Consider the following 12031-nt stretch of genomic DNA (forward strand, 5'->3'; position numbering starts at 1 on the left):
GCTTTAGATTTTGATTCCGCCGGCAACGCGCGGCAATGGCCCTGGGAGTCAGGCTCCGGGATCCGACTTACACTAGGACTGGACCTTGGCCGGTCTACCGCAGCACTCCTGTCGCCAACTCCCTTTGAATGCCGCGCACGTCGGTTCCCTTTTTGAGCGTCTTGGCGATAGGCGTGCTGGAGCCGGAAACCCAGATCTTGAGCTCGGAATCAAGATCGAACGTCCCAGCCGTTTCAACCGCGAAGCGGGTGATGGCCTTATATGGGATGGACGTGTGTCGACCTTGCTGCCGGTGATGGACTGGATGTCGACGAGGATGATCTGGGACTGAGTGAAGACGAAGAAATCTCGAATCACCTTTGGCCAGTTGCGGTGTTTCTCCCTCGATCAGAACACCGTCTAGGCGGCGCTTCAGGTCGTTGGGATCTAGCGCCGATCCATGCCCAAAAAGGCCATGAGAGATACCCATGTCACCAACCCCTCATTTCTTGATGGACGGTAGGAGTGAAGCGTCTCGACGGCAAGCGCAGATGGAGGGGCGACTAAAAGAAAATGAGCCTCGAAGAAAAATGCAATTTCTTCCGGCACTCAAAATCCTTTAGGAGGCTCCCTTGAAAAACGTGGGAGCTTTTCATCGACTCAGCCCCGCACCATTTCGGTCGGCGTCTCCGCTTCGCGGCGATCAACCACGAGCATTGGTTACGGTCTCGGCACACCTTGAGCCTCAGCTGGCGCTGCGAATGCGGCGCGGGGCATTTTCAGTTTGATCAGGAGGCCGTGCGGCTGCCAATCTCTGGACACGTCTGCATTGAGGCTGCGGATGATCATCTGCTCCAGCCTCGTGCCGAATCCCGCATCTTTCGTTTCCCCTTTCCTGGAAGGTCCTCCACCAGACTCAAGCCACGAAATCTCGAATCTTTCATCGAATGCATTGAGCGTCACGTCCAATCGCCCTTCCGCATTGGATAGGGATCCGTACTTCACCGCGTTGGTGGCGTATTCGTGAAAGAGCAGTGCAAGGTTTGTCACTCTCTCGGCGCTGATCGTTGCGTCTTCACCATGAAGGCGCCACCGACCTCCCTCACCCTCATCGTACGGGGAAAGCAGGCTGGACAACAGCTGGAACAGGGTCGTGGACCGCTCTTGAAATGCTTCGTCGCCTGTAAAGCTCGGCAGTGTCATCTCGTGTGCTTGCGAGAGCGCGACAAGACGGTCTTTCATTGAAGAGGCGAGCTCGCTCGGCGTCTGCGCCGTGCGCGCTGCCAACGTGATGATGCTCCCGGTGATTGCAAAAAGGTTCTTGACCCGATGATGCATCTCCCGAAGGAGAAGATCCTGGCGCTCTGCTGCGCGCTTCCGGTCCGAAATGTCACGGGCAATTTTCGAGGCTCCGATAATCCTGCCGTCGTTGTTGCGGATCGGCGAGATCGTCAGCGAAATATCGAAAAAGGTACCATCCTTACGACGCCTGATGGTCTCGAAATGGTCGACGCGCTCTCCGGCGTGGATCCGCGCAAGGATCGACGGCTCCTCGTCAAGCCGCTCCTCAGGTATGAGAATGGTAATCGGCTTTCCGACAGCTTCGGCGGCGCTATATCCAAAAAGCCGCTCCGCACCCCGGTTCCAGGTGGTGATGACCCCCTGGAGGGACTTACTTATGATGGCATCCTCGGAGGACTCGATGATTGCCGCCAGGAACGCGGCGGCGTCGTGTGTCTGTTGATGTGCCACTGCCTCGGCCTCAGATTGCTTAGAGCGACGGTCAGTTGCCCCGCCATCACTGCGATCATGTTTGTCTGCCATCGGCGTCTGCGTATCCAAGATGTCGTCAAAAGTTTTGAGCGGAAAGGCCCTACCCCGGTTGGAACCTTAGCTCCCCACGTCGAGAAATAAAGTCTTTTGTGTGGCCCAACTGTTGCAAAATCATGTGACGTCCTACGGTGCGGCCGGCTCCCATTCCTGGACGACGGCCCGATGAACAAACTTCCAAGACTAAACGACTGGCATATCCGGTGCTGCAACGTCCGGGGCAATTGCTTCTGCAGTTGGCAGCGTATCGGCCCCGGGTCATCGGCGGAGAGGTTCGAGGCGCGACTCTCGCGCGATTGATGGGCGCCGGTTGGCGGTGCCCCGAGAACAATTCTTCAGCCTTGATTGCAGCCTGCGCCGACCCGGTCTCTTCATGAGACGTGCCGGATCCTATGGCCCACCAGAGGCGGCCTCGGAGTGGACAAGCCCGTTTGTCTGGCCTACCTCTCCCAAAGCCGACCCTTGGTTTTGGGAGGATTACTCATGAATCGAAACACAATAATTGGCTTCGTCGTCGTTTTGGTGGTCATTGTAGCCGTGCTGATATTCCGGTCAGATTTCGATCAACCCGCTACCAACCCCAGCCCGCCAGCTACACCACCTGCGTCAGCTGGTACAACACCGCCAGCAGCTTTGGCACCAACTACACCAGCTCCTTCAAACTGACGAACAGACCACGAGGTCGCTACTTCTGATGGCTCATGGTTCAGCAGCAAGCTCTTTTGACCTCCTTCAGCTCGCTTTTGGGGCGCGGGTTTCGCCAGTCAACACACAACTTCGATGCACCTCTCGATTGGCTTGGACGAGATTGCTTCGAAATCCTTAGAGATGATTGCGCGCCGCTAAGCCGGCATGTTGTCCTACGGCCTTACCCGATGCGCCAGCAACCCCGACCACATCCAGGCTGGGCCAATTTCGATCGGCTATTCGGTGCGATGGACAAACGGCGCGTTCAGCGTTCGAACCGCTCCAGCATCCTCTTCAGTTGCGCATTTTGCAGCTGAAGCTTGCGCGCCAGCTGGTCCCGCAGCAGCCTGATCTCTTCATCAAGGAGGATTGCATCGTCAGAAACGGCGGGAACGCCTGGAGAGGGTGGCGGAACGGCTTCACCCCCTGCCACTTTTTTGCCCCCGGTGCTGCGCTTTCGCGTTGCACCTTCGCCCGCCTGGGAGGGTTTTGGAGCGTCGTGTGCGGCAGTATCGGCCTCATCGGACAAGGCCGGATCAACCGCCTCCGCGGGCCCGGCGCCTTCGATATCTGCCGTGCCGTGGATACCGCTTGCCGTTTCTTCGGAATGATCCGGGTCCGCTGACACCGCCTCCGATTGTTCGTGAAGGACCGGCTTTTCGTCGACCTTGGGATCGACGGCGTTCAACCCGTTGTCGGCGACCGTTTCAGTCGGCTTGGCGATGGCCAATATGTCCGGCTTCACGTCATCGGTCGGGCCGTGTTCTTGGCGTTGCTGACGTCGCGGGGACACAAGCCGGGCAAGAAGTTTCCATGGAGACGCCATTTTATTCGACCTCGTATTCTACCTCGCATGCAGGCTGCGAGCAAAAGCGTTGGCGGCAGGACCAGCCGCCGCCAAGATATTCGTCTCGATATAGCCTTGAGAATGCGACCAGCGCTTGACCGACGGCTGCCGATCAACCGAGGTTGAGCCGCTTTCGCAGATCGGCATTTTCAGCACGCAGCTTCTCAGCCAGTTGCTTGCGCAGTCTCTGGTTTTCCTCTTCCAGCTGCAGAAGATCCGCAAACTCGTCAACGGCCGCCACCGACGGCGCGGTCGCTGCCTGCACGGCCTTCGGAGCACGTTTGACAGGCGCACGCTTGGCGCTTGGCGCACCTTCGTCGGCCTTTGCCTTGCGTCCTCTCTTCGGCTTGACCGCTGCGGCATTCGAAGCCGCTGCCGGTTGCGCCGAAACTGCGGCCGAGGCCGTCTCAAGCGCCGCCTTTTTGGCGCGAGGCTTGCGCTCCTTCTTCGGTGCGGGCGCCGCAACCGTCGGCGTGTCAGCATCAGTCATCGTATTGTTTTCGTCGGCCATTATGGTCTCCTGTAAAGCCGCTGCATTTGTCTCCTGCTCGATCGGCGGTGTCAACAACGCCGCGGCCTGTTGTTCGCCGGCGAAAGACACTCCGGTGCTGTGAACCTCGGAAGTTTCCGGCATGAACGGCATTGTCTCGTCCTGCAGATCCTGCGCAACGGACTTGAGATCCATGTCTCCCCAGATCGAGTTCGGATTGGAATTGAGTTTTCGCCGACCCGATCTGTACTCGACGGCAAAGCTGCGCTGGACTTTTTTCACTTTGAGAGGCCTTGGGTATCTGCGGTGATGTTTCGGCGACGTTTTCAGCATCGCAACAAGCCCTGCAGATAACCCCTATCGCCCCGGCGGTCCAGTCCCGAGGGCTCTGTTCCTAGCAAGCCGCATCGCCTTCCAATCCGCGAGGTGCTACGGCGTCAGGCCTGGAAAAGTTGTGTCCGGCTTCGCGCCGCCTCCGAAAATTCACGCGTGACTGTGAACACAGGATCGAGCTCGCCCCCGCCCGGAAATTCAACCGCAGGACGGGACGTCGAGTTAGGAATTTCCCATGACACGAAAAAGGGCCGGAGACATAGTCTCACGGCCCAAGTTTTCTCATCGACGCGTAGGGAGGAGACCGCATCGAGAACCATAGGGTAGCGAATCATGGTTAGCGAAGCGTAAACACCGGTCGCTGTGCCTGTTTTGGGCGCGGCTCGTGTTCTGACACCGAGGTCCGGCCCTGCATGGCGTCCGGGCGACCGAAAACAAAACCTTGCATTTGATCCGGAATCTTTTCAGCGACGCGACGGCGTTGTGCTTCCGTTTCGATACCTTCGACGACAATGGTGAGGCCTAGGCTCTTCCCGAGCGCCAACGTACAATCGATGATGACCTCGGCGACCGGGTCATCATCGAGCGCTGCGACATAGCTGCGATCGATCTTCACCTTGTGGAACGGGTAGCGGCGGAGGTTGGTTATCGACGAGTAACCGCTGCCGAAGTCATCCATCACAAGCTTAACGCCGATGAAGGCAAGCGTGGTAAGGCATTGCGTGACGTTGGCACGATCCTCGAGCAGCCCCGTCTCGGTAATCTCCAGCTCAAGTCTTTCTGGCGCAAGACCGCTTGTTTCAAGGGCGGTCGTCACGTGTTCGATTAAATCGGGAGAAATTAGTTGTCGCGTCGAGACATTGACGGCGACGAAGAGCCTGTCGTCCCAAGACGCCGCCTGGTGGCAAGCCTCTTCGAGGACCCACTTCCCAATCTCGACGATGCTGCCGCTCTCCTCCGCAGCTTCGATGAACACCGCCGGGGATAGGACGCCGTAAGTTGGATGGCGCCATCGCAACAGTGCTTCATAGCCTTGCGGCTCACCCGACGCCGTTTCGACGATTGGCTGGTAGAGCAGGAACAGTTCGCCGGCCTGGGCGGCGCTGCGCAGCTCCTCTTCCAGCCTCCGCCGCGTACGCAGTTGCTGGTCAAGAAAACGGTCGAACCCGCATATCCTCCCCTTCCCTTCGGATTTCGCACGGTACAGGGCGGCATCTGCATTATTCTGCAACTGCTTGAGTTCAAGTCCATGTTCCGGGAACGTCGCGATACCGATGCTCACGCCTAACGCCCCTGCCTTTTCGTGCGCATCAAACAGCGATTTGAAGTTTGCGAAAAATGCCGCGGCAGCTTGCCGGGCCGCAGATGCCTGACATCCCGGCAACAGGACAGAAAATTCATCTCCACCCATCCTCCCCACGATCGCGCGGTCGTCGAACGAAGCGTTGAGAACATCGGCAACCTGTTGCAAGATCAAGTCCCCCTCGGCGTGGCCATGGACATCATTGATCGCCTTGAAGCGATCAAGATCAAATGTCAGCAGCGAGACTTCATTTCCCCCAGCCACAGCTTCGGCGATAGCTTCCTCAGACCAACTGGCGAACGAACGCCGGTTCAAAAGGCTGGTCAGCGGATCATGGGAGGCAAGATGGACCAGTTGCCGGTTGGCCTCCAGCCGCTCGCTGATGTCTCGCAGACCGAGTACCGACGTTTCGCGGCCGCGGTATTCTATAATGCCCTCGACGATCTCGACAGGAACCGGGCCCTTTGGCGACTTCAGGACACCTTGCGGCCCTTGCCGGTCAGCCAGAAAATCAGACAGAACCGACGACTTGAGTTCGGCGACCGCCTTCCCGATGAGTGCTGCAAATCTCTCGTTGGCATGAACAATCCGCCCGGCCCGTGTCAATACGACTGCCTCGAACGTCGCGTTGGCAAGCCCTTTGACATCCGTCAGGTGCCGATCGAAGAATAGTGCCGCAACGCCTGTAGCGATCAACAGACTGGAGACGATACAGACGCCGACCGCAATGCCCACCCGGTCGATGAATGTCAGTGTACGAGCCGCGTCTGAATACAACGGCACAATATCAAAGCCACTCATCGAAACGAAGTGATGGCTGCAGACCGCGCCGACGATCAGCAGCGCTGCGAGGATCAGCCGACCGCCAGTCATCCGATGAGCAAGAACCAGCATCGCACCGACTCCAAACGCGCCGCCCAACATCCATGCAGCCACCTCGGTCCCCAGGTCGCCTTCAATAATGGCAGAGGTACTGATAGCGCTGAGCCCGATGGTGTGCATTGTTGCGATAGCCAGTCCGAGAAAAACCCCGGCAGCGACGGCACCTTGCCGACCTCGGCCGCAGAGGGACGCAAAAGTCGCAAGACAAGAGACCGCAATCGCTGCGACGATCGACAAGCCTGTCTCCACCAACCGGTAGGAAACGGGAATACTGTATGAAAGCATGGCGATGAAATGGGTTGCCCAGATGGTTCCGCCAAACACAGTCCCGGCGACGGCAAGCCATAGGTTCCGGTGCGCCTTGACGCACTGCCGAGCGCGCGACAACATGAAGACCCCTGCCAGGTTGCCGGCGGTGCAGACGCAGATTGCAACAAGCAAAAGCAGCCAGTTGTGTTGCTCAGTGATACAGGAAACCAGTTGGGACATCAGGACCTCCGGCTGACATCCTTTCATGCCCGTCTGACCCCTGAGTTAGAGAAGTCGATAAAATTTTAAGGATTGATAGTCGAGACTCCTACCAAAGGCCTTGCATCACAGCCTCGGAGAGAGGGACCAAGGTCTGTCACGAAACGGATGAGAGAGTGCTCCGCCACAGTTTTGGCGCCGGGGCCAACAATTTTCGCGGCTGCTGCGATATCTTCTCGTTCAATGCCAACCAGGAACCTTTTAATGAATACACCGCATCAGGCTCTCGGCATTCTTTTCATTGGATTGCTTCCCGTCCTGCTCTCATGCAACGGCAGGACTGCATCGGCGGTGCCGCCCCAACGAACCTGCGCGCCCACGGCGGCTCAGGCACTTGCGGGGAAGCCAAGGCTAACTGATGAAGAAGTTATGCGGTTGACGGGTGCAACCATTGTCCGTCAGATCAGGCCGGACCAAATGGTCACTCACGATTTCAGGGGGAACCGCGTGACCATCGAGACGGATCCAGCAACGGGCCGGATCGTCAGGGCGACTTGTGGCTAGGCGATATTCCTCCATCTGCACCCGCGCGCTTTGCTTTTAGCTGGCTGTAGCCGAGCACACGTCCGTCGAACGGAATGGTCGGCCTCTGTTCCCGCCCCGGCAGCTCAAATCACGGCCGTTGATGGTGCAACCGGAACGAGCCATTCCGATGAAAACTCTACGATAGGACTATTAAGCTAGGAATGTCCTTCAACTGAATGGCTCGACGCTAGCGTGAGGTGGCGCTGAAACCAAAGCTACGCGTTGTGAGAATTTAGGCTGAGACTTTCGATGCGGGCCAGGCGGTGCAGCATCCTGAGGTCAACCAGGAAATCCCACTCCGATGAACAGATACCGATCCGCTAGTCACCTTTTCGGCCCAGGCGCTTAATCCGTTCCACTAACAGTTGGGGATGATAGGGATGGTCAAGCGGCCCGTCTTCGCATAGATCGCCGGCAACAGCCGCGATCTTCTCTACCGTGTGCGTCAATATAATCTTGACCTCCGGTTGTTGTTTGCGAACGAAAGATGACACCGCGAATCCGCTGTCGTCCTTGAGGCCAACGTCCGTCACAACGATATCCACTTTGTGATGTGCGATCGCTTGTCGGGCCTCATCGGCACCCGTTGCCTCAAGAACGCGGTAGCCACACTCGCGCAGATATTGCGCGACCGCTGTCCGCTGGGGCGTATTGCTATCGACCAGCAAGATTGTTTCAGCGATGCTGTGGTCCATCACCGGTAGCTTTCATCAACTCTAACAGCCGTTGAACGGCATCCGAAGCAGGCTTGCTCATGACAAGGTGGCAGAGGTCCTGAGATTGCTCAACCAGATATGCTGCGCCAGAGACGATCGCGATCTTCATGTCGGGAAATTGCTCGCGCACATGGCGGGCGAGATCCAGCCCGTTCTTGTGGCCCGGCATCTGGATGTCGGTCACCAGGAGATCGAAATGCAGAGGATGGCGCAGCAGCTCAATGGCTTCGTCAGCCGAAGATACTTCCACAACTTCCCAACCCAAATCACGAATGCTCTGGGCAAGATCGAGCCGAACCAAGATCTCGTCTTCAGCGATTAGAACGCGAGGAGCGCCGCACGCTTCAATTTCTGTCGCGCTCACGTCATCAGGCGTCATTGCATCCCCTCTTCGGCCGTTGAGGCCAACGAAGAAGTCTTCACAGGACGATTAGTTCCTGCCTACAGCATTTTCCAGTCTGATTACGGCCGCACTCAGTTGAACGGACCAAAGGAGAAGTCTGGCCGCTTTCCGAGGTCCTATCGGCCCCGTCGCTGCGGATACCGATGTGGCAATGGAGCGCTAAGCGCGGCTGTTTAAGGTGCTCGACGTCGGCAGGCGCTGCCGCTGCTTCGGGTGGAGGTCGAAACTCAGATGAGCGTCAGCCTGGTTGGACATCGATGTTGAACTCCAGTTTCTCAACGTTGATTCCCTCCCCTCGACTTTTTGAACGGTCGGATGCAAGCTGCCTCGCGCACGGCGCAGGAAACGCGCCGAGGTAAGTGCAGGCACTTCTAGATAGATCCAGATTGCTATGCGATAGCGTGTTGGCATCTGAAAAGTGGGGCTGGTATGGTCCAGGGGCGTTTTGCACACGCCGCAATCCGCGGAACCTCCAGACGCCGAAGCTTACTTCGATGACATGCGGAAGCTGGAGCACTCAGTCGTTCGTCTCCTGCGTGGAGGGAAGTACAAGGTGGTCGTTGTCTACGATTGGGACCCGGCAACGAGGGGACAAACCGAGCTCGGCACATACACCTTGGAGGACATTGGCCAATTTTCTTGCACGGAAAGAAAGACCGGACCCTAGCCTGCTCATACCTCTGAGCGGCGCTGACCTAGCTCAGGTCAATCGCGGACGCACCAACGGATGCGGCATCTTCGAATGCCATGAAGGAATGCGAGGCCGTCGGTAGTGCGACGTGCGAGGTAGCACAGAAGCAGCAGCGCAGAAGGCTGCGAAGGCCGAATGCCCCGAGTGCTCATCGTCTCTGACTGCCATTGATGGAGCAAGCCCGCTGGCTTCAACCGGCGGACTGTCACTTTATCGTTTGAACCTGCTTAACCCGCCGCCCGTGAGGCGACGGGTTTGAAGGGGAGACACACCATCTGACGAAGCCGTTTGAATGGTGCCAGGGACGCTATGGCTTCGCGTACTCGCCAGATAAACCCCTCTGCTTCTCGCATGTTCCGGCGTCGGACTTCAGTCTGACTAACGAGCCTCTAACGTAGGACCGTTGTGTTTTGGTCTCATCTTAGGGGTGGATGCCTTGGCAAGCTGCTCTAGGTAGGGCGGCAACACCGGAGGCCCGATCATGGATTTCGTCTATGCGCCCGCTCTCATGTGCGGTTCGATCATTCTGGGAATTGCCCTCATCTATTTCGCGCTTAAGTAGATGAGCCTGCTTAGGCTAAGTTGGTCTCGGACCGAGGCTTACTCCGAAAAGCTGATTTGTGCATTGCGAGCAATGCTGGTTCTATGCTCGGCGGCTGGGGGAGAACTAGCCGGGGAATAGCATCGTGCGTATATCAGTGAGCGACAGCATCGACCTTGAGCAACAGGTCCGGATGTTCACCGACGTCATCAAGGATATGAGAGCCAGGCAGACCGAGCCAGCACCCTGTAAACGGATCGCCGACTACGAAGAGATTGTCGGCGAACTCAAGGAAGCCATCGCTGCCACGATATCCGCACGGCTGCACTAGGCTTGCGGAAAATTTGGAGACCCGTGTCGATTTGATTTCCGGGAGGAGATCAGGATGTACCGGACACCGCCCAGTCAGCACGAATTCCTGTTTTGCGTCCGCCAGACGGACGTACTCGGCTGTCTAGTCTCAGGAGCGTCGTGGTTGGCGTTCAACTAAGAGCGATGGGCATCCGAAAGGTAGCTATAGACGTTGCTACTTTAGGTGATCTAGCCGGGACATTGCTGGCGAACTACGTTCGGCGGCATGACAACCAACTCAAGAATTGCTGGTCGCCGAGCGGGGATTGGTGCTGGTGGGATAGTCCTGCTAGGCGCCGTCGTCGCCGGCTCCTATTTCGTGTCTATAGAGCGAAGCAGGCCGAGTAACTGCCGCCCATTCCTGGCGCAGCTATCGTGTCGCCTGCCCGCTGGAGTGAGCGTAAAAGGCCAACGCTTGCGGCTCAATCCCGACGAACGTCGAGATAAGGAAACCGCCGATTCCTCGTTTAGCGAGCGGTGGTTATAAAAGGGCGCACCTCAGGATCGGGTGCTGGGGCCGGACCACCGGCACGTATTCCATCACGAAGGCCCAGCCTGTTGCGATGCCCACCACGCCTTCAACGTGACGACCGCCCCTTCCAGATTATTCGCGGAGAACGACAACCTAGCCATGGCATCCTACATCTACCCTTTGAGGCACTTGCCACCCTGAGGATCCCGCTCGGCGATGGAGTTGCCTCGTCATCGCTGCCGGAATCAACGTCGGAAGGCATGAACAGCTGGCAAGGAGATACGGGCCGCCGGGTGGAGATAACCAGAGTAGAGCGGGCGAATGAGAACGGCCGAATAGAACCTCATGGCCGTCCTCGGGATCCCGCTAAAGTAGATTTCGAAGCCCGACATGATGACCACACCGACCTTCGGCATCACGCGTCTATTAAAATCATGCCACGACGGCGGCCGTTGTCTTTGAACCCCTGAGGGCGTTCAAGCTCCAGATCCCGGGCCCGGCCGCGAATATGTAGAGAAAGATGATGCAATACAACATAGCGGGTTCGCCATGGTTGAGAACCGGGAAGAAGCCACCCGAGCCATGCGCGATAAAATAGGCGAACGCTATCAGGCCGGACAAAATGAACGCAACCGGCGGGGTAAAAAGGCCAAACACCAGAAGGAATCCATCGGACGGCGGCGTGCGCGGATAAGAGTTGCTAGAATGGGGTCAGAACAAGGTAGTTGCCGTCCTCCCCTCACAGCATTGCAAAATGCCAAGGTGATGTGGTTGTAGCCCCCAGGACGGAGAAGACGGCAAAATGAAAGACAGGGTGATTAATGGCGGAGGCGGGGCGCGAAGCCGCTATCCAATGGACTGATCTTCTGTTTCCTCGGCAGGCCATATTGCGAAAGTCAGCGATGTCCGCCTTGATGGGATCTGAACCGACGGCCCCGCTATTCCTATTTTCGCTTGGTGACAGATTGTCTATGCAGAGCAAGATCTTGGTTCGGCAGGACGGATGTGAACCGGCGACTGACAGCCAATGATTCACTCGCGAAGCTCTGGCTTTTGCGAATGAATTTCGCGACAGAGATTCCCCCTAAAATTCAGCGGCGGCGATATTGACTCGAATGTTAGGAATTTCGCGACAATGCGGCCAACAGTTCGGCCAGTTGATCGGCTTGGGCGTCGTCCAGCTTGTCGCCTAGATGTCGCTGAATCGCCGCCGCATAGACGTTCCACATGCGCGCCTGCATGGCCCGGCCGTCCTCGGTGATGATGACCCATCGACCCCGTCCATCCTCGGAAAACACCTCGCGCTGAACAAGACCGGCCTTGTCTATTCGGTCGAGAAGCCGGGAAAGATTGTGCTGCGCCAAGAGGGTGCGCTCCTCGATCTCGTAGGGCCGCAAGCGACCACCCTCGGCCCGCGACAGCTCCAGCAGCACGTCATACCAGCCAAGCGGCG

The 12031-nt window shown here is 57.7% G+C and carries 9 protein-coding genes and 2 pseudogenes; 2 read left to right on the forward strand and 9 right to left on the reverse strand.

Annotated elements, in window-relative coordinates; all coding sequences use genetic code 11:
- Window positions 1–94: 94 nt before the first annotated feature.
- The 5 genes and pseudogenes from C5J26_RS31905 to C5J26_RS31930 all read right to left on the reverse strand — a co-directional run bounded on the left by C5J26_RS31905 (window position 95) and on the right by C5J26_RS31930 (window position 6840).
- Window positions 95–469: pseudogene (locus C5J26_RS31905) on the reverse strand (PH domain-containing protein).
- Between the two features lie 230 nt (window positions 470–699).
- Window positions 700–1803, reverse strand: a complete 1104-nt coding sequence (locus tag C5J26_RS31910; RefSeq protein WP_105405418.1) for a PAS domain S-box protein — start codon at window positions 1801–1803, stop codon at window positions 700–702.
- 958 nt (window positions 1804–2761) lie between these two features.
- Window positions 2762–3322 carry a hypothetical protein gene (locus C5J26_RS31920; protein WP_105405420.1) on the reverse strand — a complete coding sequence of 187 codons (561 nt, stop codon included), beginning with the start codon at window positions 3320–3322 and terminating at the stop codon, window positions 2762–2764.
- A 133-nt stretch (window positions 3323–3455) separates the two neighbouring features.
- Entirely contained in the window at window positions 3456–4115 is a 660-nt protein-coding gene (locus C5J26_RS31925) for a transcriptional regulator (RefSeq protein WP_105405421.1), read from the reverse strand.
- A 388-nt stretch (window positions 4116–4503) separates the two neighbouring features.
- Window positions 4504–6840, reverse strand: coding sequence for an EAL domain-containing protein (locus tag C5J26_RS31930; RefSeq protein WP_172746224.1), 2337 nt, complete (start codon window positions 6838–6840; stop codon window positions 4504–4506).
- Window positions 6841–7083: 243 nt separating this feature from the next.
- On the opposite strand from C5J26_RS31930, the gene C5J26_RS33580 reads away from it, so the two are divergent.
- Complete coding sequence (locus tag C5J26_RS33580; RefSeq protein WP_105405423.1) at window positions 7084–7383, forward strand: I78 family peptidase inhibitor; 300 nt, start codon at window positions 7084–7086, stop codon at window positions 7381–7383.
- A 341-nt stretch (window positions 7384–7724) separates the two neighbouring features.
- Here the strand turns inward: C5J26_RS33580 and C5J26_RS31940 are convergent, their stop codons facing one another.
- Window positions 7725–8099: a response regulator transcription factor gene (locus C5J26_RS31940; protein ID WP_105405424.1), complete on the reverse strand. Its 375-nt coding sequence runs from the start codon at window positions 8097–8099 to the stop codon at window positions 7725–7727.
- Window positions 8080–8499, reverse strand: coding sequence for a response regulator (locus C5J26_RS31945; RefSeq protein ID WP_105405425.1), 420 nt, complete (start codon window positions 8497–8499; stop codon window positions 8080–8082). The genes C5J26_RS31940 and C5J26_RS31945 overlap by 20 nt, the downstream gene beginning before the upstream one ends.
- Window positions 8500–9900: 1401 nt before the next feature.
- Here C5J26_RS31945 and C5J26_RS33025 point away from each other — a divergent pair.
- On the forward strand, window positions 9901–10086 hold the full coding sequence (locus tag C5J26_RS33025; RefSeq protein WP_172746226.1) for a hypothetical protein: 186 nt from the start codon (window positions 9901–9903) through the stop codon (window positions 10084–10086).
- A gap of 924 nt (window positions 10087–11010) precedes the next feature.
- Here the strand turns inward: C5J26_RS33025 and C5J26_RS33480 are convergent.
- Window positions 11011–11247: pseudogene (locus C5J26_RS33480) on the reverse strand (DoxX family protein); the annotation flags it as partial.
- Window positions 11248–11696: 449 nt separating this feature from the next.
- Window positions 11697–12031: MarR family winged helix-turn-helix transcriptional regulator (locus C5J26_RS31965; protein ID WP_105405431.1), on the reverse strand; the 335-nt coding region annotated here is incomplete at its 5' end.

This window comes from Neorhizobium sp. T7_12 (genome assembly GCF_002968535.1).
GTDB lineage: Bacteria > Pseudomonadota > Alphaproteobacteria > Rhizobiales > Rhizobiaceae > Neorhizobium > Neorhizobium tomejilense.

Bases quoted from the DNA above. Each gene is read 5' to 3' on its own strand.
- C5J26_RS31910 (WP_105405418.1), bottom strand. From the start codon at position 1,803: ATGGCAGACAAACATGATCGCAGTGATGGCGGGGCAACTGACCGTCGC.
- C5J26_RS31945 (WP_105405425.1), bottom strand. From the start codon at position 8,499: ATGACGCCTGATGACGTGAGCGCGACAGAAATTGAAGCGTGCGGCGCT.
- C5J26_RS31930 (WP_172746224.1), bottom strand. From the start codon at position 6,840: ATGTCCCAACTGGTTTCCTGTATCACTGAGCAACACAACTGGCTGCTT.
- C5J26_RS33580 (WP_105405423.1), top strand. From the start codon at position 7,084: ATGAATACACCGCATCAGGCTCTCGGCATTCTTTTCATTGGATTGCTT.
- C5J26_RS31940 (WP_105405424.1), bottom strand. From the start codon at position 8,099: ATGGACCACAGCATCGCTGAAACAATCTTGCTGGTCGATAGCAATACG.
- C5J26_RS31920 (WP_105405420.1), bottom strand. From the start codon at position 3,322: ATGGCGTCTCCATGGAAACTTCTTGCCCGGCTTGTGTCCCCGCGACGT.